The organism is Pseudomonas sp. SCA2728.1_7, from assembly GCF_018138145.1.
In the GTDB taxonomy this organism is placed as follows: domain Bacteria; phylum Pseudomonadota; class Gammaproteobacteria; order Pseudomonadales; family Pseudomonadaceae; genus Aquipseudomonas; species Aquipseudomonas koreensis_A.
Genome location: NZ_CP073104.1, coordinates 1,398,141 through 1,423,228, shown reverse-complemented (window position 1 = coordinate 1,423,228; position 25,088 = coordinate 1,398,141). Strand labels below are relative to the sequence as shown.

Genomic DNA, 25,088 nt, shown 5'->3' with positions numbered 1-25,088 from the left:
GGTGTAAACGAAGATTTACGCTGTAATTCTCGCGGGCCCTCACATTGCGAGACCAAATCGGGGCGCTCGCTACCGCTTGCGCTCGAACCTACCGAGCCTCAATGTTTTTACTGTTTCAAATTTGGATATCGACAATATCATTTTTTCTGGTTCTAAGAAAAAAAAGAAATCACCAGCATGGCCAACGAAGCGAGTACTTTGAAGGGGATGCGCATCAGGCGTTATAGCAGTGTTATCTATTACATAGTCAAATGCTTTACCGTCCAATACGGCAGCCGCTCTTAATTGACCAGTACCAAAAGCGATAAAAGGCAGAACTGCAAGCAAGAACAAACATAAAGTCCGAGGCCCGTCCGCCGGAATTTGACGTTCTAAAACATTGCGTGCGCTTGCATATAAAGCGATAGGAGCCCCGAACAAAACTGGCAATGCCCCCTGCCACTTCTCAACTGGCCCATAAATCGCAAATAACAAAGTCCCGGCGAGATATAGAAAAATCAATAAACGTTTATGCCTCGTTATAAATTGTGCTGGAGGACTGTTTCTGCCTCCGCCAGGCGGTAGGTCTGGCCCCACACCTACCAGCTGACCTATCATTACTCCAAGAGCCATAAAAACAAAGGTTGAAGCGATGGGGTATATTGTTGACTTCACTATATCTGTGAGGTTTACATACTCTAGAATATTAACACCGAATGGCGACCAATAACCCCATAGATAAAGAGCTCCCGTTGCCACAGAATATAGAGACAGAAAGTAAATGTAGGCACTTGGCGGCCCTCCCAACTGCTCTAAAGACAATTTTTCACTCATGAAACCCCCTTGTTTCATTGATTTGAGCTAATAGTAAAACTGGCGCGCCATGCAACAGTGGTTATTTCTTCCTCCAGCGGTGCAGATAATCTTCGTTATCAAACAAATATTTATTGCTCGGAGACCGAAAACACCTTCATAAGTTTGGCTTTGAGATTTTTATCACATATCTGATAAATGTCTACCGCCCTAATCAAAGCATCCACCTGTTTTTCACTGTGCATGGGATGAGACAACACCGATTCAATTTGAGAGATTGAAAGAAATTTCGCCAAATATTGATAGGGGTTTGTATCATTTTTTGCATGCGAAAGAAGCATGTTCCATTTCTGATACTGCCTCAGACCCTCATGAATCCTTGTATACTCAAAATATAGCTGTAGAGACTGCGCGTTTTGTTCAATCACGACTCCTTTGTGCCATGTGTAATATGCTTGTGCTTGTTTTTTGTATGTTGTGAGAATTTCGTACACGTCAACACTGCCATCTAAGCTTTGGATGTAATGTTTCGCCTTGGCAGTCCATTTTCTCCATGCGAGCAAATCTTCCTTGCTTATCTGAAAATGAACTGTCCGCGTCCCATTTTCCATGTCGTAGTTTATTGACCAGTTGGCTTCAGCAATGCGCCAATGTGTATTGAAGTTGCGTAAATCCTGTAGGAAATCGTGCAATCCAGACGTGGTGAAGAATTCAGCTCTTTTTTTTCTACCCCATTTGTATCATATCTTTTGTCAAAGTTTCTCGCGATGTCTACTAGGGTCATAAGCGAGGAAGTACAATAGTAAAGTTTTCGTTTCACCTCTCTTGTATAGTGCTCTGCCGTTTTTTCATTGCTTTCATTCCAGAATTCTGGATCCTTGCTTCGCTCGCCAAAAACACAAATTTCATCAATAAGTTCGGAAATGCTTGTATAGAAGATCCATACCGTATCATCCAGCCCCTTCAAATCATTCCAAATTTTACCGCCGGGAGTTCTTTGAATTGAGGGATAAACTTCCGTAAATTTGTGCGTCATCGCAGCCATAATCTGCTTCCGATTCCACGGATGAGGAACAGAGTCTAAATAGCCAGTCATATAAAACTCCAACAATGAACTTGTGGTTGCTCTTTATCTGTCTTTTCGGTTCCACAAAACGACGTAAGGAGTCTTTAGCGTAGCGCTTTCTTGGTCGCAGACAAGATCAGCAGTGCACTTGAATCGCTATTTGTTTCTTACTAATTCCAGAAGTTTCTTTAGCTCGTCCAGATTAACCTTCTCTAAAAGCTGCATCATGGGTAGCTTTTCTTCATGTTTCCCGTCTAATGTTTTTGAAGCATTAAAAGCGATTGCTTCGATAGCTTTAGCGATCAACTCTTGCTGCAACAAATCTGCATCTATCTTAAGTTCTTGCAATTGTTTCTTATAGCTTTCATATGATGATGCAAACGCTTCTTTATGTGCGTACTCTTGTTGCAGTCGTTCATATTGGCTACGACGCGTCGCTGAGAATATCGCAAACCAGACTACTGGTATTATTACTGGAAGGCGGGTGAGCAACGTACGGAGCATCTCCTCCCAATCTGCAGCCCTAGAAAGTTCTATGTGAAACGGCCATAACGTGAAGCTATCTATAACTAGTGCTAGCCCGCCCAGCAGCAATGCAAGCATTGCTCCATAGAAGGCCCGTGTATAATTGGATATAGGTTTCTCAAAATTATCTTTGAGAGTCTTGTATGATGAGGCCAACCCCGCACTGGTAGCGCCGGGAAGTAGAGACTCAATACGCGTAAATAGTGCCTCTTGACGTGTTGCTTGTTCTGTTTCGTAAGTAGCAAGCTGTTCAAATCTGAGGTCTAGTTCTCGCTTCAAACCGTCATCTTGGATTTCATCATCATCCGCTGAAGTACGACCAAAAACGCGCTCATAAAAATGTTCCAAATCCTTGTGCTTAGATACTGACTCTTTGGTCAACTCATTCTGCGCATTTCTGAACTCTGAAATTTCCTGTTCGAAATTTGTGATTTTTTCAGACACCGAGCCAGGATTAACCAGTAACTTCTGATGCAAGTCACTTATAGATTGATGTTGACTTTCAGCATTAGAAAGCGCTCGTGCAAAAAATTTCTCTGCAGGATCGTTGCCATCTACCCCGTCGAACAGATACGCGTCAAAATTCTTTACGCGTTGTTCAATCTCCTCAATTACCCTGACCTGCTCCACAGCTTTGCGCACAGATATATCTAAGTTAGATTGGGTCTCCGATGTTTTCGACTGAAAGGCGCCGATGTAATCTGAAACTTGATCGGAGAAAGCTTTGACGGCCACACCGTATGCCTTAATTGCATCTTTAGGGTGTACCATGTAAGGTCGAACATAGGTAAGAAGATTATCGGCATGCTCGTTTGCTTGAATAAGATGCGCCACATTCCGATTGCTGTCATAATGCTGCACTTGACCTAAACATGCATCTGCTTGGCTATAACTGCTTGCCCATATTGACTTGGGTGTGAGCTCAAGGTCGGCACTACTAAATATGCCATCAATGAAGAATAGGGCTTTTTTAACCTTGCTAACTCCTGTACAGTAGTCGCAACAGTAACGTCGTCAACGACTACAGATTTGACTGCTGCCAGCAGATCCTTCCATACATGATTGAACGGGTGTTGGTTGAACTCTTGAATCCATCTAGTCATTTCGCTTTCCTTTTCCACAATCCTCTATACTACATTAGGCGGAAGTGTTTCGCCTTAGACCGGCAACAAGATTTTTCAGTTAGCATAGACAGATTTGCTTTAACGTCTCGACCCTTTTGATTCGGTCGCAATATATCCTCCAAAAAATAGAATCACGAGCATAGCAGTCGCTATCTGACTGACTGTTTTTGGCCGTAAGCTGCTACTCACTAACGACTGCTATTGGCCAAAGCGGGCCTTGAAATTAATTTCACTCGACATCATCAAGTACTGCAATCATTTCATCCAGTTTGCTTTCGCACCCCTCGTTGAATGACTTGCTTTTTCTTAGTTTAACCAGCCATCTCATGTCCGCTTCTAGATGATGACTTTGATTAGGTTGCCCTAAAATATCTAATATCCCAAGGATATCCGAAGTAGAAAACCAGTTTAAGTTTCGGAGATACACGTTCCAGGTAGACCAACATTTACCTAGCTGAGATGGGGCAGACCAACGAAGCACCTTAATAATATGAGTTAACCGAGCCTCAAAAAACTCACTATCTTTAGCTGGGGAAATGCGCAACACATTCCGAAAAGGGCTTTCTGCAGTATAAAAATCCCAGACGCCCTCAGTGTTTGCGCAGACATCTAGCACTGCTCTGTGGAAATTGGACTTTACATCAGGCGACGGGTGGCCAGCCTTGTTAACCAACCAAATAACAGCACCTACGACCAGATCTATTATGCTATATGGCATCCGATTTTCTGGGGCAAGCAAATTTCCACCAAATTTTGTATAGAGATTCTGATCATTGAGGATTTCGACTAGTGCTGAAATTGCTTGATGTCGAGCTTCCTTGGTCTTGAAAACGCCGATTTTGTTATCGGCCTCTACATCTTTCTTTTTGTTTATGTCAGCAAATACAGTATTAAGTCGAGGTATTATGTTTTTATACTCCTCATCAAAGCTCTTGTTTGAGATTAAGTATTTTTTATATTCGACGGATAAGTCATTGATAAACTCTCCGATTTCTGCCTGGATAATATGTATATTCTTACTAGAGAATAATAGGCGCGTTTCTTCGAGCACTTGATCGCTTTCGCTTGGATGTACCACCATGTATGCTGGTGGCTTTTCCTCGCCCATATGAGCATAAACTTCATCATACAGAAAGCTTATATTAGGATCGGTTAGGCTGTAACCTAGAAAAATAGGAGATGCCTCGGAAAATAATGTATAAATCTTTCTATTAAGATATGTATCTTCTCTCTGAAAAGAAAAGTACTGGCTTTGGGTTACAACAATACTGGCGGGACGACCGACATCTCCATGTATCTTTAAAAGGTTTTTACCCTTACTTGAAATTTGTGGGGACTTGTCCTTTCTAACGACTACATTGATCAGGCCATCGAAAATCCTCTCCAATTGATCATCCCAATTGGTTGTAACAATCATGCCAGGAGAGAAACGTCTAAATCGATCTGTCCATTCAGGATCTTTTTGCTTCTTCCTGGAGTCCTGTAAGCATTTTGCAACGAGAGAGTTAAACTGATACTCGCTCCATTCCAACTTTGTTCTGGCGTATGAACATAGTAGTTCAGCCGCCCTGAGCGGACTGCTTAAGTCAAGATCGAGAGGGTACTCAATTTCTTTTCCGATTAGTCTTAATACTTTACCCCAACTTACATATCCAAAATTATAGGAAAATCCAGAGCCAACCCATAAAAAATAATTTCTTGAAAACATTGATCCAAGTAGTTTGGATTTTGCAATATCGTCCAGCTGATCTATGCAGTTCATTGCATTCCTTTTTCTGAAGTCGGCTGCGCTATATTTGTCGGCTTGTATTTTTCAGTGATTGTGGAAGAGCCATCAACGTATTTCTCACATTGGAAGGCAACGTCACATATTATTATATTATCGCTGATTTCACTGAAAATTCAGAGAAAACGCTTGGTAATGGTCAAGGGCTAGAGGACGCGGCCTTTTACGTAATAAAGCCCAAGCTTTTCATGCCGCGAATGTCCGCTTCTGGCCGAAAGCTGCCCCATCCGTAATTCCCTATCAGTCCGAATACTGCCAGATCAGCGGAATCCATTAGCGGTATCAATCAGCAACGATGTCAAACTCAGCACTCCCCAATACCTCCCCATTAACCATAACCCGAACCCCATGCCGCCCCACAAAATGCTTCCGCGTCGTAAAATCCTTAATCACCTGCCGCCTCCCCACAACCACACTCTCGAACCCCGCCAAAACCACTGTCTTCAACTTAAAAACCTTCCCCGAAACCCCGCCATTCGCCTTCACATAGTCAATCGCATAATCAATCACCAACCGCTGCTCATGCGCCACCGTCGACTTCACCACAAACGACAACGTAATCGCTTCCCCCAACCTCACCACCGCCGGCTCAACCCGCACATCCAACAACTCAACCTCAGCCTTCGCCCCGGCGCCAATCACCGTCAGCGCCCGCAAATCCCCCTGCTTGATCAAACTCCTCAAAGCATGCTTGGCAATCCAGGCCGTGTGCTTGTTCTCCAGCGACCAACCTTCAATCGTGTCCAACACCCACTCCGGATGCACTTTCGTCACATCATTCAAATGATTCGCCACGGACTTGCGCACGTACAAACTCTCATCCGCCTTCAACCGATCCAGTATCCCGGCAGCCAACCGCGGATCCGCCTGCACCGCGTCCAACCGGAACGACCAAGGCAGGCGAGGGCGGCTGCCTTCGCTGGCGAGGCGTCGAACGTGGTGGTTTTCGTCTCGGGTCCAGTCGTGCATCCGTTCCAGCGAGCGCTCGAGGTCGCTGCGCAGAAAGTGGCGGATGGCGAATTCGGAGGAGCCGAAGGTGGTGAAGTACTTCAGCGCATCCATGGAGGTGTCGAACGCATGCCCGCCGTAGCTCGCGACATAGTGCGGCAGGCACATGCTGACGAATCCGCTGTTCAGCCTTGGCGCGAGTTCACGCAATACATCGAGGGAATCTTGGTAATCCAGCGGCAACACGGCATGCAGGCTTTCGCTGACACGCGCCATGCGTTGCATTACTGATAATTCAGCGAGTCCGTCTTGGGCATGTTTGAGAAACGCCTTGGCCTTGAATGCCGGGTACACGGCGCTCATTTCGCGGGCGATGTGCTGCAAGCGCTCGGCGTTGAAGATTTCCTTTAATGCCGGGGCGGCGGTGTCGGTGGTGGTCATGGTCAGGTCATCGGGGTGCTGATGAACGCTTCGAGGGTTTCGGCGTAGGCGGTGTATTGGGCGATGTGGGGGTAGCGGCGGGTGTCGATCTGGTCGGGGACGACGAGGTCGGTGAAGCTCCAGGCGACGGCCAGGCTGATGCCGGCCTGGGTGAGGGTGCCGTCGGTGGGCAGGCCGGTTTTTTCCAGTTCTTGCTCGAGGGCGGTGAACGCGGCGGCGAGTTGGCCTTCGACGCGTTCGACCCACGGCTGGTACTGAATGTCGGCCGGGCGCAGGTTGCGTTCGTAATACAGTTGCACGGCTTTTTCGCAGGCGGCGAGGCTGAGGCCGATCAAGCGCAGGGCATGGGCGCGTTGTTTCAGGTCGGTCGGCAGCAGGCTCTTGCCGGAACTGGCTTCGAGGTAGTCGAGGATGAGGGTCGAGTCCATCAGGACCACACCGTCGTCGAGGATCAGCGTGGGGGCTTTGACCACCGGGTTGATCTGCTGGAATTGCTCGAAGTGGCGGAACACCGAGACTGACTCGTGTTCGAGGTCGATCCCTAAGCGTTTGGCGGAGATGGCTACGCGGCGTACGTAGGGTGAGTCGAGCATTCCGATCAGTTTCATGTGCAATTCCTTGGCGGGACTGATGATGACGGGCAATGGATGTCGAATGTAGCGGGAAAGTTTGTCGGCTGACTACTGTAACGCCCTCGAAGCGTTCGTCGTCGCGATCCGTAACACGCATGAAACACCCGAAAATAAAGGCTTCACCTGGCCTTGCCAGTTGTTGCGAGGGTTCTATAGTCAGAGTGCCAGCACCGTCCAGGGATGGAAAAGTTAAGCGAGCTTCAGGCCCTCTGATTCAGTACTCGTTTGTATTACTCCCTTGCAGTCCACGACCCCTAGAACGTTGAGGCGCCGACCTGAGCGCATTCGATGCGGCAGTTCGTGCTTTCGAAACTGGAGGGAGGGGCATCCAATGAGGGAATACAGGTACCTGTGCTGGTGCGTGATCGGAGTGGGATTGGCGGGATGTGGTTCCAGGCCGGAGCCCGGGGTTGTTGCCGAAAACTGGGCGACAAATACAGAGCAGTTGGGCATTCAGGCTATTTATCCTCCTCGCGCCCAGTTCGAGGTCGGGGACGTATTTATCGCGCGCTCGGTCCCGAATGGGCAGAAGGCCAAGACGGCTGACTATGTTCTGGGGTCCTTACGAATCGATCACATCGATCTCAGTGAGGAATTATATGAATCGGCGCCCACTGTCAGGTTCGAGTCAACCGACACCTACGATGACGGGACGGGAAATGGCACCGTCCAGGCGCGCAAGGTCTTGCCACTGATGGTTCGCGACAGGGCGGTCAACAGCCTTGTGGCGTTTCCCGGATTCACCTTTGCATCGCTATCGGAAAGCGACATTGGCGTTAACGTCGCCAGCAACGCGATCGGGGCAATGCTTGGGTTTGGCCGCCGATCACAATACAGCGTGTCTTACTCGGTGCCGGCAGCTGAAACCTATGGTGTCAGCTATCTGCAGGCGAGGCGTCGGTTTGCCGCCCTGGCTCCAAAGCGTTACACCATCGCAGATCGGCAAATGATGCAAGAGGCTGCAGAATCGCTGCGCAAGAAGCGCTCGACATTTTTTGATCGCTCGCCACCCGTCCTGGTGTTGATCACGGATGTTTACCTGGCCCGAGCCATTGATGTGAGTGTTTCTTCGGAGGAGGGAATGAGTGCCTCGTTTTCGGCATTGACCATGGCCATGGTCGATTTGAGTGACAAGAAAAAAAGCCTTGAGGCGCAGTTGACCAAGCTCCGCCCGGCACCGAAGGCCGCAGGCGAAGGGGAAGCGGGCAAGGTGCAAACCAAAGAAGACAAGGTCACAAAAATGGCCGACCCGAAAACCCCGGATACCCCGAAGCCAGAGGAAAAACCGGCAGAAGCGCCGGTAGCAGCGAGTTCTCAAGCAAAGATCGATCAAGTGGAAGCTGAACTGGTGCAAGTCAACGCACAGCTGCGTGAAAAGGTCAGCAAGGTGGCGCCTGACTTGCCTGGCGTTACGGGTTCAGTGGTCAGATCATCTGCATTGGGTGTGACACTGCGTCAGGCGTTCGCCCGGCCCGTAGCCATAGGTTTCCGAGGTATCAATTACAGCGTTGAATCGTTGCTGCCACCGAAGGATGCCGATCAGGTTGCCGACTTGCCGCAGCCATCTCCGGGGCGTACTCCTGTTGTGCTTGTCCGCAAAGGCGATGATCCGAGCACTATCTTGAAAATAATAATGAAGCTAATGAATGAAGACGGCCCCAAGGCGGATTAGGCAATATCCGTGAGCAAAGCTATGCGCCGGCCGATGCTCTGCACCTGCCGGCGCACTAGTCATCAAACCCCGCCTGCTCGTGAATCTCATCCACATTCAACCCCAACCGATAGGCCACCGCCACAAACAACGCCTGACACAAACACAGCGTCGCACTCAGCGAACGAAAGGCGAGAGCGCTGCCTTCGTTGACCAGCAATACGCTGTTGGCGAGTTTCGCTAGCGGCGAGAGATGGCTGTCGGTGAGGATCAGGGTGTTGGCCTGCTGCTGGCGGGCGAAGCGCAGACAATGTTGGGTTTCCTTGGCGTAGGGCACGAAGCTGATGGCGATGACCAGATCGTTGGCGCGCACGCTGCGCATTTGCTCGCGATAGCTGCCGCCTAGCCCGGACACCAGATGAATTTTTTTCTGAGTGTGTTGCAAGTTGTAAACGAGGTAGTCGGCGACGGCGAAGGAGCGGCGCACGCCGACGACATAAATGTTGTCGGCGTTGACGATCAGGTCGACGGCTTTTTCGAATGCGGCGTCGTCGAGTTCGCGGCCCAGGCGTTCGATGCCGGAGCGCGTAGCGTCGATGCATTCGCGGGCGAGGTCGCCGGCGCTGGCTTGCTGCGACTGGTTGGCGATCATGCTGCGGATGCGTTGCTGGTAGTTTTGCACCGGCGAGGCTTTGTGCGTGTAGGCGCTGCGGAACAGCGCCTGCATTTCGCTGAAGCCGCTGAAACCGAAGCGTTGCGAGAAGCGCACGATGGCGGATGGGTGGACTTCGCACTCGCGGGCGATGTCGCTGATGCGGTCGACCATGATCCGGTCGCTCTGCTGGCTGATGTAGCTGGCGATGCGTTTGAGCTGGCGCGGCAGGGCGTCGTATTCGTCGGTGATCAGTTGCAGCAGGCGCTCGGCATTGATCGGGGGGCTGGCGAGTGAAACCTCGTCGGTGGCCGGCAGATCGGGGCGGGGCATAGGTCATCCTTCAGGCTGTTTGATCTCACGGTGGGCCTGATAGTAGGGGGGCTTTTGCGGTTCTGCTTTGCTGAAACGATGCAGTGCGTGGTAAAAAATTGCGTCTGGGCGCTGCTTGGTTAGCCGTTTGTCTTCTATATACAGCCGCTCGACTGAATTTCTTGCTATAAACGCACTCCGATTGCCCGTGTGAACGCTGTGTCAGAGCAGTTTCCGGACGTTGTCGGACAAATTCCCTGTATTTACAGTTGCTGAGGCCTCATTCGGGCCTTAGACTGCCGCCCCTCGTAAATTGAGTGCCGGGTGGCATTTGCAATAAACGATGCCTTTTCGCCGACCGCACGCGGTTCGCCGAAACGCTCCCTAATTCGCCTTAATGCACGTTTTTTTATAGAGATATCAATGACAAAGGACAAGTTGCTGGCCATGCCGGCAGATGACTACATGAATGCCGAGCAGCACGCTTTCTTCACTGAGCTGTTGCAGAACATGAAAGTCGAAACCCACGAGCGCATTGAGCAAAACCGTATCGCCATCGAAAGCCTGGACACCCCGGCTGACCCGGCGGACGCGGCTTCGGTTGAAGAAGAGCGCACTTGGCTGGTGAACGCGATCGATCGCGACCAGCGCATGCTGCCACAACTGGAACAAGCCCTTGAGCGCATCAAGGAAGACAGTTTTGGCTGGTGCGACGACAGCGGCGAGGCCATTGGCCTGAAGCGCCTGCTGATCAGCCCGACCACCAAGTACTGCATCGAAGCTCAAGAGCGTCACGAGCAGATCGACAAGCACCAGCGTCAGGCCTGATTCTGTGAGGTGACCCTTTCGATAGGGGCGCCTTGAAAAGATCGCAGCCTTCGGCAGCTCCCACACGGGCGTTGCTGGAGGCTGCGATCTTTGTTTTTGCTCGTCTGCAATAATCCCGAGCCGTTCCATTGACCTGCCACAAACCCCACGACTAACGGACCATGGATAATGGCGTTGTAGTGGCGTTTAATGCAGTCACAACAATGAGAACAAGCGTGGGGTGTTGATATGACGAGAGACGGATCTCTGGTTGGGGCTTTGCCTGCACCAGTGCTTTTGCCGAAAAACCGCTGGATCGCGCCGACCCTGCAAAGCATCGCCCTGATGCTGTTGTTGGCCGGCATGACGCTGGGTGGATGGTCGCTGTACATTGGCATGCCGTTGGCGGTGCTGATTGTCTGGCTGCCGCGCCTGCGCTCTCGCGCCATCCCCGATACCCAGCCTGCCGACAGCGGCAGTGCCATGTCCGAACTGACCCGCGACCTTTCCTACACCACCAGTCACAACGCCTTATCGGCAGCCGGTGTGGCGTTTTCGGTCAAGGAACTGGCGAGCAAACTCGAATCGCAGCTTGATGCGGCGGCGCGGATCGTCAGCAATGCTGAGGTGATGATTGCCACCGAACACGCGACTTCGCAGCTCAGCCGTACGGCGCTTGAGGCGGCCAGTCAGGCGCATCACAGCAGCGCGGCGGGGCGTACGGAACTGGTGGATTCGATCGCGCGCATGCATCAGCTCAGTCAGCGCGCGAATGCCAGCCGTGAATTGATCGAAGCCTTGAGCCTGCGCAGCGACGATATTCAGCGAGTGACGTTGGTCATTCAGTCGATTGCCAGCCAGACCAATCTGCTCGCACTGAACGCGGCGATCGAGGCGGCGCGGGCCGGGGAACATGGTCGCGGTTTTGCGGTAGTGGCGGATGAGGTTCGTGGGTTGGCGGCGCGTACGGCGTCGGCAACCGGTGAAGTCGGCGAGATGGTCGCTGACATTCAGCAGCGCACGGCGCAGGTCGTGGAGCAGATTCGCGAGTTGTCGAGTGATCTGCAGACCGGTGTCGAGCAGGTCGAACACACCGGTCAGCATCTGGAGAACATCGCGCGACTGGCCGCCGGGGTGGAAACTCAGGTCGGTGAAATTGCCCAAGGTGCGGAAACCAATCGCGAACAACTCGACAGCCTGTTCAAGGCTATCGAGCAGATGCGCAGCGACCTGGCGATCAGCGATCAACAGACTCGCCGCCTCGCCGAAGCGGCGGTGCAAATGGAAGGGCAGGCGGAAACCATCAGCGAGCGTCTGGCCGAAGTCGGTCTGGATGACTATCACCAGCGCATCTACGATCTGGCCCGCGAAGGGGCGAGCCAGATTGCTGCGCGGTTCGAGGCGGATGTCGAGCAGGGGCGGATCAGCCTCGAGGACTTGTTCGACCGCCAGTATCAGCCGATCCCGAATACGCAACCGGCGAAGTTTCAAACCCGTTTCGACCGATACACCGATCAGGTGCTGCCGGCGATTCAGGAGCCATTGCTGCCGCGTCACGAAGGGTTGGTGTTCGCCATCGCCTGTACGCAACAGGGTTATGTGCCGACGCATAATCAGGTGTTCAGCCAGCCGTTGACCGGCGATGCGCAGGCCGACGCGGTGAACAATCGCACCAAACGCAAGTTTGCCGACCGCACGGGTATTCGCTGCGGCAGCCATCAGCAACCGGTGTTGTTGCAAACCTACACCCGCGACACCGGTGAACTGATGCATGACCTGTCGGTGCCGATCATGATCAAGGGCCGGCACTGGGGGGGATTGCGTTTGGGTTATAAGCCGGAAAAGCCGCGTTGAGGGATTGTTACTCTCGGTGCAATAAATCTGTGCATGGAGCTTGCTGTTTCCGTTTGAAAGAAACCATTAATCTGACCGCTTAGTTAGGGTGCTAATGATTTTTGGAGGGCTGCATGCAGTGCAGAGTAGATGTCGCCGTGATGATCGGCAGTGGCGTACCCGCCGGTTTGCGCGCAATGGGTCGTAGCGTCTGCTGGGTGGTGTTGCTCAATGGCGAGCGTCGCGGCACTGCGTTTGCCAGCCGCGACGAGGCCGAGGAGTGCAAGGCTGCGTGGCTCGCGCAATTGCATGCCGAGTGTGGTGACAGCCTGCACTGAGTGCGGTTACTTGCTGTCGTGAAGGCGCACGTTCAGCTCGTCGAAGACGATTGCCCTGTCATCGTCTTTGCCGATCCACTCTTGCAGCGTTTGCTTTTGAGAGTCCGACCAGAAAGGGGCGTCGACTAGTTTGGTGTCAGCATCGAGAGGATGCGCTTCGATGAAATCGTCGATCTCCGGTCCTTCTGAAGGAAGACCCAACTGATCGAACAGCGTTTTCAAGTTATAACCTTCCAGATCCATCGTGTTCTCCTTTCTGATTTACGCCGGGATGGCACAATCGGTCACTCTCTTTATCTGAGGCAGCCATTCGCCAGGAGTTCGATCTTCGACTCAAGTGAGCGGGCGAGGGCGCAGGCTTCGTTGTGATCTTCGCGGAAACCTCTTACGCGGCCGGTCGATGTTTCTTTTATATGGAAAAAAGCATTGCCAGCAGGCACGACCTGGAAGCGCGGACAATGGTCATTGATATCGGTGACACGTAGTATCAGTGGTGATTCGATCCGTGCGTCAGCAGTCATGGCAAAGTGAGTCCGAGTGCACATGTGAAGTCCTTTTCATCAGTTGGCCGGTAATTACAGGCCGTTTCGGGTAGTCGGAATGAGCATCGCTGCTCTAGAATCGCCAGTACCTGTTGACGACAGGGCTTATCTAAAGCAATTTTTCGCCAGCGATATGTCGGAAAAGTGCTTTTTTTCGTGAGAATTTTCCCTAAAGTTCGTAGTCAGACTGCTCTTGCCAGCGGTGAGGAATTTTCCTTCAAGCTTTGGCGACATCGGGATGAGTTTCGCGAGTGACAATCCAGTAGTCTTACGGACCTCGCGCTGAATGAGCACTCTGCTCTATTCGGGTTTTATTTGAGTCATTTGGCAGTTACATCGGCCTGGCCGTTTTTTTTGCCGTGCGCGTTTTCCGTGTGCGGTTTTTTCAGATGTGGGGATGTTTCTTTGGCAGTCAGTAATCTCGATATGCATGCTTTGTTCGTGTTGGGTGATTTGCGTGCAAAGCTGGTCAAGCTGTTCCAGTCGCGTTTTGTTTACATCACCGAGCAGAACGCCGAAGGCATTTACGTGGCCGAGATCGACACCGAAAGCGCCTTGGTGGTCGATGACAAACCGGGGCTCAAGCTCAAGGTCGGCGATCATTTCAGTGCATCGGTCTTGCCCAGCCGCGAAGGCGGCAAGATGGATATCCGTTTTCGCGAAATCAAACTCACGGTCTATGGGCTGGGCGATTACGCTTTCGTCGAAACCGCTGACGGGCACGCGATCCTGTTCAAGGAAGGCCACAGCGTGGTGACCGTGTTTGCGGCCAATCAGCAGTTGCAGGAAGGCCTGACCAAAACCCTGAAAGCCGTGACCGCCAAAGCCGCCAAGTGGCGCAAGGGTGAACTGGTGACGTTCAAGGCCAGCGAGTGAGCCGCGCGGACTTTCATGCGCAGAACCTCGACACTGCACGCGAGGAGGCTCGGCGTTTATTCGCCGCCAAGGCCGAACTGCAAGGCGCCTGGCTGAATTGGCTGGCTGCGCAGATCTACACGCTGCGTCCTGCGGAATACGCCAGCATGGTCAGACGTGAGCTGCAAAGCCTGCAGGAAAAGTCTGATTCATAACCTCGTCCGGAGTGCGGCCCGGAAAAAGCAGGAACCTCGGCTACAGTCAGTTGACTGAGTATTCAGAGGCTTGCGGTCTTCTGTCAGGCCAACCTGCCATTGCTGTGAACAGCACGAGGTGCAATGCATGAACGGATTTCGACGGTTATTGGCCGCCAGCGTGGCCACGTTCGGTTTGCTGACATCAGCGCAATCGGTGATGGCCGCCGAGGCGCCGATCCATTTTGCCGACCTGAACTGGGAAAGCGGCAGCCTGATTACCGATGTGCTGCGGATCATCGTCGAGAAGGGTTACGGCTTGCCGACCGACACCTTGCCTGGCACCACCATCACGCTGGAAACCGCACTGGCCAACAATGACATTCAGGTCATTGGCGAGGAGTGGGCCGGGCGCAGTCCGGTGTGGGTCAAGGCTGAGGCCGAAGGCAAAGTCGTCAGTCTCGGCGATACCGTCAAGGGCGCGACCGAGGGCTGGTGGGTGCCGGAGTACGTGATCAAGGGTGACCCGGCCAAAGGCATCAAGCCGCTGGCACCGGATCTGCGCAGTGTCAGTGATCTGAAAAAGTACAAGGACGTGTTCAAGGACCCGGAAACACCGGGCAAGGGTCGGTTCCTCAACAGTCCGATCGGCTGGACGTCGGAAGTGGTCAACAAGCAGAAGTTGACGGCTTATGGTCTGCAGGACGATTACACCAATTTCCGCAGTGGTTCTGGCGCGGCGCTGGATGCCGAGATCAGCTCATCGATTCGTCGTGGTAAACCGGTGTTGTTTTACTACTGGTCGCCGACGCCTTTGCTCGGCAAGTTCAAACTGGTGCAACTGGAAGAGCCGCCGTTTGATGCCGAGGCGTGGAAGACGCTGACCGACGCTGATAATCCCAATCCGAAACCGACCCGGTCGCTGGCTTCGAAGCTGTCGATTGGTGTGTCTACGCCGTTTCAAAAGCAGTATCCGCAGATTGCCGAGTTTTTCAGCAAAGTGGATTTTCCCATCGAGCCGTTGAACAAGGCGTTGGCCGAGATGAGCGAGAAGCACACGGCGCCGCGGGATGCGGCGGTGGCGTTCATGAAGGCCCACCCTGATGTGTGGCAGGCCTGGTTGCCGAAGGATGTGGCGGAGAAGGTTTCGGCTGATTTGAAATAGGGTTTGATGCGGCTGGCCTTATCGCGAGCAGGCTCACTCCTACAGGGGAGCGCATTCCAAATGTAGGTTTTCGCCTGCTCGCGATGCTTTTAAAACTTCGTTTGCACCGCCAGTTCGAAGGTGCGCGGTGTCCCCAGGTAATACGCCGGCGAAACATGCGCAAACTCGGCATACACCTCATTGGTCAGGTTACGCACGCGCCCGGTCACGGTGGTGTGCGAATCAACCTTGTAGCTGAGGAAACTGCCGAACAAGGTGTACGACGGCACGGTCATGGTGTTGGCCGTGTCTGCATACACCGATGCCACATATCGCGCATCAACCCCACCTTGCCATTGCGGCGAGAAGTCATAGGTCAGCCACAGATTGCCGACTCGATCCGGCACGTTGGTTGGCGTGTTGCCCTTGCGTGACACCACCACGCCAGCGGCATTCTTTTCGGTGAAATCATCGTACTGCGCGTCGACCCAGGCAAAGTTGCCTTCGGCCAAAAGCTTATCGGTGATCCGCAACGAACTGGCGATTTCTACCCCTTTCGAGGTCTGCTGGCCGACCGGAATGCTGCTGGTCGGATCCAGCGGATCAGTTACGGCGAAGTCCTTTCGCTCAATGGTGTAGGCGGCAATCGTCGCCGAGCCGCGTCCATTCAAATAATCGAATTTGCTGCCGATCTCCCATTGCTTGCCGGTCGAGACATCAAAGTCCTGCGTGCCATTCGGTTGCTCAGCGGCGGTGCTGTATTGCACGTAGACGTTGGCCGACGGAATGAATTGGTACGTCAGGCCGGCGCGGCCGGTGACTGGCTCCCAACTGCGCTTGAGGTGCTTGGGGTTGGCGGCGGTCACGGTGCGATGGTTGGTCACGTCGAGATCAATGTCGTCATAACGCAGACCGGTGAGCAGCGACAGCTTATCGGTCAACGCCAGCCGGTTTTCCACGAACAGTGCCTTGGTGGTGACCTCGTTGGTTTTGTCGCTGATCAATTTGGGGTTGGTGCCGGGGATGTCGTAGAAGTGCCCCGGACGGTAGTTGTTCGGGTTGACCGTGCTGGCACCTTTGACGTTCAGCGGCGAGTTGGTGGTCTGGTTGACCTTGTATTCGAAGCCCCCCGACCACGTTGTGTCGAGACCGAACAGCGTGTTGTCGTGGCGCAGTTCGAACTGGTTGCCGTTCTGCTCGCCCTGATGACGCACTTGATAGGCGGTGGAGCGGTTCACCGCGGTGTTGTCGGCGTTGTACTGGTAGCTTTCGAGATTGCGGTAATCGCGCTGGCTGTCGAGGTGATACAGCGTGTTGCGCAGGGTGGTGCTGTCATTGATCCGGTAGTCGATGATCGAGCGTACCCAGATCGTCCGCTGCTCGTAACGCCCATCCTCGACGTTGTAGTTGTTGAAGCGGTTGTGTTTATCGATCTTCAACTCGCCGGCCTTGGGGTTGAGCACGGGCGTGCCCCAGTACGGACTGTCTTCGTGTTCGTCCTGATATTCGAGGGCAAGGGTGTGCGACAGGTCGGGCGTGAGATCGCTGAGTAGCGAGAACGCCACGCTCCAGGCATCGCGCTCCTGGCGGTCGATGTAGCCGTTGCTGGTGTTGTGACTGACGTCGAGGCGCGCGTAGTGCTGCACGTCGGCGCCTGGCTCGGTCAGGGCATGGTTGAGGCCGAACGCGGTTTCGGTAGTGTCGTAGGTGCCGTAGCTGACCCGACCTTCAACATCTTGTTCGTCGCGGCTGGCAAGTTTGGTTACGTAGTTCAGCGAGCCGCCGACGGAGCCTGCGCCATTGATCAACGATGACGGGCCGCCGACCAGTTCGACGCGGTCGTAGATCCATGAGTCGACCGGCCGCGCGAGGCCGCCGGAAACGTTGATGCCGTTGAACATCTGGGTGATCTGGCTGCTGGTGAAGCCACGATAGGAAACGAAACCGCCGAACCCCGGCGGCGCGCTGGCGTTGACCCCGGGCAAGGTGTTGGCGGCGTCCTGGAAGTTCTGCGCGCCGTGGCGTTCGATATCGTTGCGATTGGCGATGGCCACCGAGGCCGGTGTGTCGCGCACGCTCAAACCCAGGCGCGAGGCCATGCCGCTGGATTGGTCGAGGCTCAGGCCCGGTTCGGCGCCGGACTCGCCATCGATGGTGATCGGCGCCAGATCCACGGTGGCTTGCGCCCAGACGTTAACGGACAGGCAGCCGCACAGGCTCGCCAGCAAAGTGAGTTGTTTCATCATTGAATCCTGAATGCTTGTCTAGGAGTCAGCGCACAGGCAAACGCCGCGCGTTGGCGCAGTGGGCTGACAAATCAAAAAGGCAGGGACACTCAGGCGAGCGGTGGGGCGCGAGGATTGGCCGAAGGCCAGGTGAAGCGGGCGGGGAGGTCAGCGCTGACAATGGGCGCCAGCGGTGGGCTGTGCTGTTCCGGCAGGATTGCCAGGGTCAGGCTGGAGTTGAACGCCGGGCCCATGCCGCCGCCGACCGAGCACAGCGGGCAGCCGAATGCCTTGGACAGGGTCGGCAGTTGTTCTTCGGTGGGATTACTGGCGAGCGGCGCTTGGGTGGCCGGGTCGACTGTACAGAACTGGCCGCCGATACCGTTCAGCTGCATGCCGACCATTTGTCCGTGACCGATGCTGCAGGCGAACACGTTGAACAGGACGCAGCAATAGAGCATCCAGGCCAGCAGTGAGCGATCGGAACGGGAGAATTTCATGGGGCGGCACTTTACCGTACCGCTGATCGGTCGTGCACTTGAAAAAAATCCGACTAGGATGATTTGTTCAAATCCCTTTCCAAGGATTTCAACCATGACCTTTGTGTTGGCTCAATGGCTGGTGACAACGTTTGCGGTAATCGCCTTGATGCACGTGTATTGGGCGTTGGGTGGGCAATGGGCGGCAGCGGTGGTGGTGCCGCAGGTGCCGGTGCGCGGATTTGTCGCAACGGTGCGGCCGGCGTTCAAGCCTTCGGGCTGGCTCACGTTGATCGTGGCAGCGGCGCTGTTGGTGATTGCGGCGTTGGTGTGCATGCGGGTTGGCTGGGGAGTGCCGGCGGTGACGCACAAGGCGCTGCAATGGGTGATCAGCGCGATTGCGCTGTTGATGTTTGCCCGGGCGATTGGTGATTCCAATCTGGTCGGGTTCTTCAAGGAAGTGAAGGACTCACGGTTTGCGCGGCTGGACACCTGGGTGTATTCGCCGTTGTGTGCGGTGTTGGGGGCGGGGTTGTTGGCGGTGGCTTGGGTTTGAAATTTGAGGTGATATGAAGATTGCTATCGCGAGCAGGCGAAGGCCTACATTTGGAATGCGTTCCCCTGTAGGAGTGAGCCTGCTCGCGATGGCGTCATCTACAAATCTTCAGCTACCACTCTCGGTACGGCGGCTACTGACCTCTGCCGGCACATCATCCCCAGCCATGCGCTTGCGGAACAACGCCGCCCGCGCCAGCAGCAAAGTAGTCACCGGCACAGTGATCGCCAGCAAAATCGGAATCAGCCAGGCATGTATGACCGGCCCGGACTTCAACGCCGAAAAACAGATGATCGACGCCAGTGCCACACACCACGCGCCCAGTGTCGAAGCCAGTGCCGGCGGATGCATGCGCTGGAAGTAATCCTTCATGCGCAACAATCCGATCGCGCCGATCAACGCAAACAAACCGCTGAGCACCAGCAGGATCGCCACCGGAATCTCGACCCACAGAGACAATTCTGCATTCATTCGATCACCTCGCCACGCAGCAGGAATTTCGCCAGGGCAAACGAGCCGACGAAGCCGAACAGCGCAATCAGCAGCGCCGCCTCGAAGTAAGTGTCACTGGAATAACGAATACCCAGCGTCAGCATCATCAGCATGGCGACGATGTACAGGTAATCCAGCGCCAGGACCCGATCCTGCGCCGACGGGCCTTTGAACAAGCGCACCAGCGTCAGCACCATCGCGAGCGAGAACAGGAACAGCGTCAGCAGAATCGCGTTCGACAGTAATGGGCTCATTCGAAAATCTCCATCAACGGCCGCTCGTAGGTGCTCTTGAAGTGCTCGATGAATTGCGCTTCGTCATCCAGATCCCAGACGTGCAACAGCAGAATGCTGCGATCCAGCGACAGCTCCGACCAAACCGTGCCGGGCACCACCGTGCAGATCATCGCCAGAGTCGCCAGACCGTGGGCGTCGCGCAAGTCCAGTGGCACTTTGACAAAGCCTGAACGCGGCGGGCGACGACCGGCGTTGAGTACGCCCCACGCGACGATCAGGTTGGACGTCACCACGTCACGGCCCACGAGCAGGAACAGGCGCAGGATCGTTCCAGGGCGGCGAATGCGTACCTGTTTCGGACGCAACTTGCGCATCATCAACGGTGCAGCAAAGCCCAGTATTGCGCCGAGCAGCAGATTGCCCGGGCTGACCGACAGGTTCAGGGTCAGCCACAAGGCACACAGTGCCAGCGACAACAACGGTGCAGGAAACACACGCTTCATGGCTGCACCTCCAGCATCGCCGATTTGGCTTCCGGGCTCGGTACGGCACGGGTGCCGAGCACCGCCATGACGTATTGCTGCGGGTTGTTCAGCGCCTCGGCGGTAGCCTGGGTGTAGCGCAGCAGCGGCTCAGCCTTGAAGGTCAGGACGATGCTCAGCCCGAGCAACAGGAAAATCGGTGCGCATTCGAGTTTGCGCAGTAGCGGTGAAGGGCGCTCCTCTGGCGTCCAGAAGCGCTGAATGCCGAGACGCGAGAACGCCATCAACGACGCCAGCCCGGTAAGGATCAGCAGCGCCAGCAACGCCCAGGCCGCGTTGGAAATCGGCGCGCCAGTGCCCAGCCCCAGCGGATTGAGCAATGCACCGATCAGGCTGAGTTTGCCGATGAAGCCGGACAGCGGCGGCATGCCAATGATCAGTAGGGCGCAAGCAATGAAACTCAGGCCGAGAAACGCCATGGTCCACGGGATGACCTGACCGACCACGGCTTTCTGCTCGTCATCGAGGTTGATGCCTTTGGGGGGTTGCAGGGACTCCTGCGGACGCGGCAGCAGTTCGCTTTCGTCTTCCAGCGGGATCTCGTTGGCCGAGCGCGAACGCTCGATCAACTCGGCCAGCAGGAACAGCGCGCTCAATGCCAGCGTCGAGCTGACCAGATAGAACAGCGCCGCGCCGATCAGGTTCGGCTGGGCGAAACCGACGGCGGACAGCAGAATCCCCGCCGACACCAGAATGCTCAGGCTGGCCATGCGCTCCAGGCGTTGCGCGGCGAGAATTGCCAGGCCTGCGCAGACCATGGTCGCCATGCCGCCGTAGATCAGCCAGTCGCCACCGAAGAATGCCGACGCACCGGCCTGCCCTGAGAACAACAGCGTCCACAGACGCAGCAGGGTGTAGACGCCAACCTTGGTCATAATCGCGAACATCGCCGCCACCGGTGCACTGGCCGAGGAATAGGCTGGCACCAGCCAGAAGTTCAGCGGCCACATGCCAGCCTTGGCCAGGAACGCGACAGCGAGAATCCCCGCACCGGCGTGCAGCAAACCCCGGTCGGCCTCCGGCACCAGCGGAATCTTCAGCGCCAGATCGGCCATGTTCAGCGTGCCGGTGACGCCGTAGATCAATGCCGCGCCGATCAGAAACAGGGAGGAGGCGAGCAGGTTGATCGAGATGTAATGCAGCCCCGACGAAACCCGCGCCCGACCCGACCCATGCAACAACAAGCCATAAGAAGCCGCCAGCAGCACTTCGAAGAACACGAACAGGTTGAACAGATCCGCCGTCAGGAAAGCGCCGTAGAGACCCATCAACTGAATCTGGAACAGCGCGTGGAAACTCGAACCGGCGCCGTCCCAACGGGCCATGGCAAACAGCAAAGCGCTGACGCCGATGATCCCGGTCAGCACCAGCATCAGCGCCGACAGGCGATCGACCACCAGCACAATGCCGAACGGCGCCTGCCAGTTGCCCGGCAGGTACACGCCAATGGAGCCGGGCACGCCGGTGGTCTGCGTCCATTGCAGCAGCAGCACCGAAATGAACAGGCCGACGAGGCTGGAGAACAGATTGATTTTCGCCTTCAGCGGTCGGTGCCGCTCGCCGAGCATCAGCATGATGGCGGCGGTCAGCAGCGGCAGCAGAATCGGTGCGGCGATCAGGTGAGTCATCGCCATCATTCTTTAGGCTCCCGGCCGTCGACGTGGTCAGTGCCGGTCAAGCCGCGCGAGGCGAGCAGAACGACGAGGAACAGTGCGGTCATGGCGAAGCTGATGACGATCGCAGTCAGCACCAGTGCCTGCGGCAGCGGGTCGGTGTAGTGCAGCAAGTCTTGCGTGACGCCGTCCTTGATCACCGGCTCCTTGCCGATGAACAGGCTGCCCATGCTGAAGATGAACAGGTTGACGCCATACGACAGCAGGCACAGGCCCATGACCACCTGGAACGTCCGTGGCCGCAGGATCAGCCAGACGCCGGACGCGGCGAGCACGCCGATGGCGATTGCGATGACTTCTTCCATCAGACGGCTCCCTTGGTGGCGACGGACTTGGGCAGCGATGCGGTCTTGTGACCCCGCACCGATTGGTGGGCGAGGGCAGTGAGGATCAACAGCGTCGAGCCGACCACCACGCCGTATACGCCAATGTCGAAAAACAGTGCACTGGCAACATGGATGTCACCCAGCACTGGCAAGCTGAAATGCCAGGTGTGCGTGGTCAAGAACGGATAACCGACCAACATCGCCCCGAGGCCGGTAGCGGTGGCGAACAGCAGTCCGGTGCCCATCCAGCGCAATGGTCGCAGGCTCATTTGTGCTTCGACCCACTGCGTACCGGCGACCATGTATTGCAGGATGAACGCCACCGACATCACCAGACCGGCAACGAAACCGCCGCCCGGTTGGTTGTGCCCGCGCATGAACAGGTAGAACGACACCACCAGCGCAATTGGCAGCAACAGACGCACCAACACTGCCGGCACCATCATGAAACCGAGCGCGGTGTCACTGGCCGAACGCGGGTTGACCAGATCGGTGACCACGTCCGGCGCCAGCAAGCGTTGCTGGGCGGGCAGTTGCAGGCTTTCTTTCGGTGGGCGGAAACGGCGGAGCAGGGCGAATACGGTCAGTGCGACGGCGACCAGCACGGTGATTTCACCGAGAGTGTCGAAGCCACGGAAATCCACCAGCATCACGTTGACCACGTTGCTGCCGCCGCCCTCGGGCATGGCGCGGCTGAGGTAGAACGAGGAAATGTCGTTCGGCGTCTGCCGCGTCAGCATCGCGTAGGACAGCAGCGCCATGCCACCGCCGACGGCTATCGACAGCAGCAAGTCGCGCAGACGACGAATCCGCGCCTTGCGCAGGCTGCTTGGCAGTGGCGAGACTTCTTCGATACGGCGTGGCAACCAGCGCAGACCGAGCAGGATCAGCACGGTGGTGACCACTTCGACCGCCAGTTGCGTCAGGGCCAGATCAGGCGCGGAGAACCAGACGAAGGTCACGCAGGTCATCAAGCCGCAGACGCTGACCATGGTCAGAGCGGCGAGACGGTGGTACTTGGCCTGCCATGCGGCGCCAAGAGCACAGGCAATCGCCAGCAGCCACAGGGTCACAAATACGATCGAGCCGGGAATCTTCGGCCGATCGCCCCAGCTCAGCGTGCTGTGCAGCATCGGGATCAGACCGGCGAGTACCGCCGCCAGTACCATCAGGAATAGCTGCATCTGCAGACGCTTGGTGCCGAGTCGCCGCTCGAGGCGGCGGGCCAGGCGCATCATCACTACCAGACTGCGCTCGAACAGGCGCTTGCCGTTGAAACGGCCTACCAGCGGCGGGTATTTGAAACGGCCGAGTTTGAACTGGTTGCGCAGCAGCAGGTACAGAACGATGCCGCCGGACATGGCGATCAGGCTCATGATCATCGGCGCGTTCAGGCCGTGCCAGATTGCCAGGCTGTATTCCGGCAGCGTGCCGCCAACCACCGGTAGCGCGGCTGCCGCGAGCAATGGACCGACGATCTGCGCGGGGAAAATCCCCACCAACAAACAGGTGAATACCAGCAATTCCACCGGCGCACGCATCCAGCGTGGAGGTTCGTGCGGCGTGTGCGGCAGGTCGGTGGCCGGCGGACCGAAGAACACATCGACGGTGAAGCGCAGCGAGTAGGCAACGCTGAATGTGCCGGCAATCGTCGCGACAATCGGCAGCGCCGCTTCGACCCACGCGGTGGCGTTGATAAACACGGTTTCAGCGAAGAACATTTCCTTCGACAGGAAGCCGTTAAGCAGCGGCACGCCTGCCATCGAGGCGCTGGCAACCATGGCCAGCGTCGCGGTGAAGGGAATCAGTTTGATCAGGCCGCTGAGTTTGCGGATATCGCGGGTGCCGCTTTCGTGGTCGATGATGCCAGCGGCCATGAACAGCGAAGCCTTGAACGTCGCGTGGTTGAGGATGTGGAACACCGCCGCCACCGCCGCCAGCGGGCTGTTCAGGCCTAGCAGCAAAGTGATCAGACCGAGGTGGCTGATGGTCGAGTAGGCCAGCAGACCTTTGAGATCGTTCTGGAACATCGCGCAATACGCGCCGAGCAACAGCGTACACGCGCCGGCGCCGCTGACGATGTAGAACCATTCTTCACTGCCAGACAACGACGGCCACAGGCGCGCGAGCAGGAAAACCCCGGCCTTGACCATGGTGGCCGAGTGCAGATAGGCGGAGACGGGTGTCGGCGCCGCCATGGCATGGGGCAGCCAGAAGTGGAAAGGGAACTGTGCGCTTTTGCTGAGTGCGCCGATAAGAATCAGGGGTAAAAGAATAGGGTAGAGGGCGTGTGCACGAATCATGTCGCCGGCGGCCAGGACCTTGTCGAGGTCATAGCTGCCGACGACATGGCCGAGAATCATGACCCCCGCCAGCAGGCATAATCCGCCGGCACCGGTGACCATCAGCGCCATGTACGCGCCGCGACGGGCGTCGGCGCGGTGGTGCCAGTAGCCGATCAGCAGGAACGAGAAGAGGCTGGTCAGCTCCCAGAAAAACACGATCTGGATCAGATTGCCGGAGATCACCAGACCGAGCATGGCGCCCATGAACGCCAGGAAAAACGCGAAGAAACGCGGCACCGGATCGTCCGGCGACATGTAATAACGCGCATAGAGAGAAACGAGCGTGCCGATGCCGAGCACCAGCATCGAGAACAGCCAGGCGAAGCCGTCCATGCGCAGAACGAAGTTCAGGCCGAGGCTGGGCAGCCACATGAATTCTTCGCGGATCACGCCGCCGTGGGCAATTTGCGGGTACAACAGCGCGACCTGGACGGTGCCGATCAGAGCGACCAGACCTGCCAACAGGGATTCGGTATTGCGCGCATTGTGTGGCAGCACCGCTGCCAGACAGCTGCCAATGAATGGCAGAAGCAGTAGAACTATCAGGGACATAGGCTTCTAATCTGCGGAAG

At 55.6% G+C, this 25,088-nt stretch carries 27 protein-coding genes; 8 read left to right on the top strand and 19 right to left on the bottom strand.

The features are described from left to right. Positions 1 to 69 precede the first annotated feature (69 nt). From KBP52_RS06275 to KBP52_RS06240, 8 genes are all read right to left on the bottom strand, one after another. Complete coding sequence (locus KBP52_RS06275) at positions 70 to 813, bottom strand: hypothetical protein (RefSeq protein ID WP_212622381.1); 744 nt, start codon at positions 811 to 813, stop codon at positions 70 to 72. A 110-nt stretch (positions 814 to 923) separates the two neighbouring features. Beyond that, the gene (locus KBP52_RS06270) at positions 924 to 1,403 is read right to left on the bottom strand and encodes a hypothetical protein (protein ID WP_212622380.1); all 480 of its coding nucleotides are present in this window, start codon (positions 1,401 to 1,403) and stop codon (positions 924 to 926) included. Positions 1,404 to 1,411: 8 nt separating this feature from the next. Then, on the bottom strand, positions 1,412 to 1,888 hold the full coding sequence (locus tag KBP52_RS06265) for a hypothetical protein (RefSeq protein WP_212622379.1): 477 nt from the start codon (positions 1,886 to 1,888) through the stop codon (positions 1,412 to 1,414). Between the two features lie 126 nt (positions 1,889 to 2,014). Further along, the gene (locus KBP52_RS06260; RefSeq protein WP_212622378.1) at positions 2,015 to 3,244 is read right to left on the bottom strand and encodes a hypothetical protein; all 1,230 of its coding nucleotides are present in this window, start codon (positions 3,242 to 3,244) and stop codon (positions 2,015 to 2,017) included. A 5-nt stretch (positions 3,245 to 3,249) separates the two neighbouring features. Further along, positions 3,250 to 3,486 (bottom strand): hypothetical protein, encoded by a 237-nt coding sequence (locus KBP52_RS06255; RefSeq protein WP_212622377.1) that lies wholly within the window; start codon positions 3,484 to 3,486, stop codon positions 3,250 to 3,252. Positions 3,487 to 3,736: 250 nt separating this feature from the next. Further along, positions 3,737 to 5,269, bottom strand: coding sequence for an SIR2 family protein (locus tag KBP52_RS06250; RefSeq protein WP_212622376.1), 1,533 nt, complete (start codon positions 5,267 to 5,269; stop codon positions 3,737 to 3,739). Positions 5,270 to 5,575: 306 nt separating this feature from the next. Beyond that, positions 5,576 to 6,682, bottom strand: a complete 1,107-nt coding sequence (locus KBP52_RS06245; RefSeq protein ID WP_212622375.1) for a DNA alkylation repair protein — start codon at positions 6,680 to 6,682, stop codon at positions 5,576 to 5,578. Between the two features lie 2 nt (positions 6,683 to 6,684). Next, on the bottom strand, positions 6,685 to 7,290 hold the full coding sequence (locus KBP52_RS06240) for a glutathione S-transferase (RefSeq protein WP_212622374.1): 606 nt from the start codon (positions 7,288 to 7,290) through the stop codon (positions 6,685 to 6,687). Positions 7,291 to 7,645: 355 nt separating this feature from the next. Between KBP52_RS06240 and KBP52_RS06235 the strand changes: the two genes are divergently transcribed. Further along, complete coding sequence (locus KBP52_RS06235) at positions 7,646 to 8,986, top strand: hypothetical protein (protein WP_212622373.1); 1,341 nt, start codon at positions 7,646 to 7,648, stop codon at positions 8,984 to 8,986. 55 nt (positions 8,987 to 9,041) lie between these two features. Here KBP52_RS06235 and KBP52_RS06230 read toward each other — a convergent pair whose 3' ends face one another. Further along, complete coding sequence (locus KBP52_RS06230; RefSeq protein WP_212622372.1) at positions 9,042 to 9,950, bottom strand: MurR/RpiR family transcriptional regulator; 909 nt, start codon at positions 9,948 to 9,950, stop codon at positions 9,042 to 9,044. Between the two features lie 402 nt (positions 9,951 to 10,352). Between KBP52_RS06230 and KBP52_RS06225 the strand changes: the two genes are divergently transcribed. From KBP52_RS06225 to KBP52_RS06215, 3 genes are all read left to right on the top strand, one after another. Further along, positions 10,353 to 10,757, top strand: coding sequence for a TraR/DksA family transcriptional regulator (locus KBP52_RS06225; protein WP_003225981.1), 405 nt, complete (start codon positions 10,353 to 10,355; stop codon positions 10,755 to 10,757). A 228-nt stretch (positions 10,758 to 10,985) separates the two neighbouring features. After that, complete coding sequence (locus tag KBP52_RS06220) at positions 10,986 to 12,590, top strand: methyl-accepting chemotaxis protein (protein ID WP_212622371.1); 1,605 nt, start codon at positions 10,986 to 10,988, stop codon at positions 12,588 to 12,590. A 113-nt stretch (positions 12,591 to 12,703) separates the two neighbouring features. Beyond that, positions 12,704 to 12,907, top strand: a complete 204-nt coding sequence (locus KBP52_RS06215; RefSeq protein WP_077573356.1) for a hypothetical protein — start codon at positions 12,704 to 12,706, stop codon at positions 12,905 to 12,907. A gap of 6 nt (positions 12,908 to 12,913) precedes the next feature. On the opposite strand, the gene KBP52_RS06210 is transcribed toward KBP52_RS06215, so the two are convergent. Further along, positions 12,914 to 13,150, bottom strand: coding sequence for a DUF2789 family protein (locus tag KBP52_RS06210; protein ID WP_077573355.1), 237 nt, complete (start codon positions 13,148 to 13,150; stop codon positions 12,914 to 12,916). 50 nt (positions 13,151 to 13,200) lie between these two features. Continuing rightward, positions 13,201 to 13,452: a hypothetical protein gene (locus tag KBP52_RS06205; protein WP_116029188.1), complete on the bottom strand. Its 252-nt coding sequence runs from the start codon at positions 13,450 to 13,452 to the stop codon at positions 13,201 to 13,203. 423 nt (positions 13,453 to 13,875) lie between these two features. On the opposite strand from KBP52_RS06205, the gene KBP52_RS06200 reads away from it, so the two are divergent. The 3 genes from KBP52_RS06200 (at position 13,876) to KBP52_RS06190 (ending at position 15,663) form a co-directional block, all read left to right on the top strand. Then, positions 13,876 to 14,325 carry a hypothetical protein gene (locus KBP52_RS06200; RefSeq protein WP_052229386.1) on the top strand — a complete coding sequence of 150 codons (450 nt, stop codon included), beginning with the start codon at positions 13,876 to 13,878 and terminating at the stop codon, positions 14,323 to 14,325. Next, positions 14,322 to 14,519 carry a hypothetical protein gene (locus tag KBP52_RS06195; protein WP_038366428.1) on the top strand — a complete coding sequence of 66 codons (198 nt, stop codon included), beginning with the start codon at positions 14,322 to 14,324 and terminating at the stop codon, positions 14,517 to 14,519. Before KBP52_RS06200 ends, KBP52_RS06195 begins: the two co-directional genes overlap by 4 nt. A gap of 127 nt (positions 14,520 to 14,646) precedes the next feature. Next, positions 14,647 to 15,663 (top strand): ABC transporter substrate-binding protein, encoded by a 1,017-nt coding sequence (locus KBP52_RS06190; RefSeq protein WP_212622370.1) that lies wholly within the window; start codon positions 14,647 to 14,649, stop codon positions 15,661 to 15,663. An 89-nt stretch (positions 15,664 to 15,752) separates the two neighbouring features. Here the strand turns inward: KBP52_RS06190 and KBP52_RS06185 are convergent, their stop codons facing one another. Together KBP52_RS06185 and KBP52_RS06180 are read right to left on the bottom strand one after the other, a co-directional pair. Continuing rightward, entirely contained in the window at positions 15,753 to 17,885 is a 2,133-nt protein-coding gene (locus tag KBP52_RS06185; protein ID WP_212622369.1) for a TonB-dependent receptor, read from the bottom strand. 92 nt (positions 17,886 to 17,977) lie between these two features. Beyond that, the gene (locus KBP52_RS06180) at positions 17,978 to 18,367 is read right to left on the bottom strand and encodes a DUF2946 domain-containing protein (protein WP_016982997.1); all 390 of its coding nucleotides are present in this window, start codon (positions 18,365 to 18,367) and stop codon (positions 17,978 to 17,980) included. Positions 18,368 to 18,461: 94 nt separating this feature from the next. On the opposite strand from KBP52_RS06180, the gene KBP52_RS06175 reads away from it, so the two are divergent. Beyond that, the gene (locus KBP52_RS06175) at positions 18,462 to 18,902 is read left to right on the top strand and encodes a DUF3995 domain-containing protein (protein ID WP_212622368.1); all 441 of its coding nucleotides are present in this window, start codon (positions 18,462 to 18,464) and stop codon (positions 18,900 to 18,902) included. A 108-nt stretch (positions 18,903 to 19,010) separates the two neighbouring features. Here KBP52_RS06175 and KBP52_RS06170 read toward each other — a convergent pair whose 3' ends face one another. The 6 genes from KBP52_RS06170 to KBP52_RS06145 are packed head-to-tail and all read right to left on the bottom strand — an operon-like array spanning position 19,011 to position 25,068. Beyond that, a complete protein-coding gene (locus KBP52_RS06170; RefSeq protein WP_016982998.1) occupies positions 19,011 to 19,373 on the bottom strand; it encodes a Na+/H+ antiporter subunit G in 363 nt (120 codons plus the stop codon). Beyond that, positions 19,370 to 19,648 (bottom strand): K+/H+ antiporter subunit F, encoded by a 279-nt coding sequence (locus KBP52_RS06165; protein WP_007910754.1) that lies wholly within the window; start codon positions 19,646 to 19,648, stop codon positions 19,370 to 19,372. The genes KBP52_RS06170 and KBP52_RS06165 overlap by 4 nt, the downstream gene beginning before the upstream one ends. Further along, positions 19,645 to 20,133, bottom strand: coding sequence for a Na+/H+ antiporter subunit E (locus KBP52_RS06160; protein ID WP_034152418.1), 489 nt, complete (start codon positions 20,131 to 20,133; stop codon positions 19,645 to 19,647). Before KBP52_RS06160 ends, KBP52_RS06165 begins: the two co-directional genes overlap by 4 nt. After that, on the bottom strand, positions 20,130 to 21,809 hold the full coding sequence (locus KBP52_RS06155; RefSeq protein ID WP_212622367.1) for a monovalent cation/H+ antiporter subunit D: 1,680 nt from the start codon (positions 21,807 to 21,809) through the stop codon (positions 20,130 to 20,132). The genes KBP52_RS06160 and KBP52_RS06155 overlap by 4 nt, the downstream gene beginning before the upstream one ends. After that, positions 21,806 to 22,150: a Na+/H+ antiporter subunit C gene (locus KBP52_RS06150; RefSeq protein ID WP_007910763.1), complete on the bottom strand. Its 345-nt coding sequence runs from the start codon at positions 22,148 to 22,150 to the stop codon at positions 21,806 to 21,808. Before KBP52_RS06150 ends, KBP52_RS06155 begins: the two co-directional genes overlap by 4 nt. Beyond that, positions 22,150 to 25,068 (bottom strand): monovalent cation/H+ antiporter subunit A, encoded by a 2,919-nt coding sequence (locus KBP52_RS06145; protein ID WP_212622366.1) that lies wholly within the window; start codon positions 25,066 to 25,068, stop codon positions 22,150 to 22,152. The genes KBP52_RS06150 and KBP52_RS06145 overlap by 1 nt, the downstream gene beginning before the upstream one ends. Positions 25,069 to 25,088 lie beyond the last annotated feature (20 nt).

Coding starts and splice junctions, on each gene's coding strand:
- KBP52_RS06165 (WP_007910754.1), bottom strand. CDS start 19,648: ATGAGCCCATTACTGTCGAACGCGATTCTGCTGACGCTGTTCCTGTTC.
- KBP52_RS06245 (WP_212622375.1), bottom strand. CDS start 6,682: ATGACCACCACCGACACCGCCGCCCCGGCATTAAAGGAAATCTTCAAC.
- KBP52_RS06170 (WP_016982998.1), bottom strand. CDS start 19,373: ATGAATGCAGAATTGTCTCTGTGGGTCGAGATTCCGGTGGCGATCCTG.
- KBP52_RS06145 (WP_212622366.1), bottom strand. CDS start 25,068: ATGTCCCTGATAGTTCTACTGCTTCTGCCATTCATTGGCAGCTGTCTG.
- KBP52_RS06235 (WP_212622373.1), top strand. CDS start 7,646: ATGAGGGAATACAGGTACCTGTGCTGGTGCGTGATCGGAGTGGGATTG.
- KBP52_RS06255 (WP_212622377.1), bottom strand. CDS start 3,486: ATGACTAGATGGATTCAAGAGTTCAACCAACACCCGTTCAATCATGTA.
- KBP52_RS06150 (WP_007910763.1), bottom strand. CDS start 22,150: ATGGAAGAAGTCATCGCAATCGCCATCGGCGTGCTCGCCGCGTCCGGC.
- KBP52_RS06160 (WP_034152418.1), bottom strand. CDS start 20,133: ATGAAGCGTGTGTTTCCTGCACCGTTGTTGTCGCTGGCACTGTGTGCC.
- KBP52_RS06240 (WP_212622374.1), bottom strand. CDS start 7,290: ATGAAACTGATCGGAATGCTCGACTCACCCTACGTACGCCGCGTAGCC.
- KBP52_RS06270 (WP_212622380.1), bottom strand. CDS start 1,403: ATGGAAAATGGGACGCGGACAGTTCATTTTCAGATAAGCAAGGAAGAT.
- KBP52_RS06215 (WP_077573356.1), top strand. CDS start 12,704: ATGCAGTGCAGAGTAGATGTCGCCGTGATGATCGGCAGTGGCGTACCC.
- KBP52_RS06200 (WP_052229386.1), top strand. CDS start 13,876: ATGCATGCTTTGTTCGTGTTGGGTGATTTGCGTGCAAAGCTGGTCAAG.
- KBP52_RS06210 (WP_077573355.1), bottom strand. CDS start 13,150: ATGGATCTGGAAGGTTATAACTTGAAAACGCTGTTCGATCAGTTGGGT.
- KBP52_RS06220 (WP_212622371.1), top strand. CDS start 10,986: ATGACGAGAGACGGATCTCTGGTTGGGGCTTTGCCTGCACCAGTGCTT.
- KBP52_RS06275 (WP_212622381.1), bottom strand. CDS start 813: ATGAGTGAAAAATTGTCTTTAGAGCAGTTGGGAGGGCCGCCAAGTGCC.
- KBP52_RS06250 (WP_212622376.1), bottom strand. CDS start 5,269: ATGAACTGCATAGATCAGCTGGACGATATTGCAAAATCCAAACTACTT.
- KBP52_RS06190 (WP_212622370.1), top strand. CDS start 14,647: ATGAACGGATTTCGACGGTTATTGGCCGCCAGCGTGGCCACGTTCGGT.
- KBP52_RS06265 (WP_212622379.1), bottom strand. CDS start 1,888: ATGACTGGCTATTTAGACTCTGTTCCTCATCCGTGGAATCGGAAGCAG.
- KBP52_RS06155 (WP_212622367.1), bottom strand. CDS start 21,809: ATGATGGCGATGACTCACCTGATCGCCGCACCGATTCTGCTGCCGCTG.
- KBP52_RS06185 (WP_212622369.1), bottom strand. CDS start 17,885: ATGAAACAACTCACTTTGCTGGCGAGCCTGTGCGGCTGCCTGTCCGTT.
- KBP52_RS06230 (WP_212622372.1), bottom strand. CDS start 9,950: ATGCCCCGCCCCGATCTGCCGGCCACCGACGAGGTTTCACTCGCCAGC.
- KBP52_RS06180 (WP_016982997.1), bottom strand. CDS start 18,367: ATGAAATTCTCCCGTTCCGATCGCTCACTGCTGGCCTGGATGCTCTAT.
- KBP52_RS06205 (WP_116029188.1), bottom strand. CDS start 13,452: ATGTGCACTCGGACTCACTTTGCCATGACTGCTGACGCACGGATCGAA.
- KBP52_RS06175 (WP_212622368.1), top strand. CDS start 18,462: ATGACCTTTGTGTTGGCTCAATGGCTGGTGACAACGTTTGCGGTAATC.
- KBP52_RS06225 (WP_003225981.1), top strand. CDS start 10,353: ATGACAAAGGACAAGTTGCTGGCCATGCCGGCAGATGACTACATGAAT.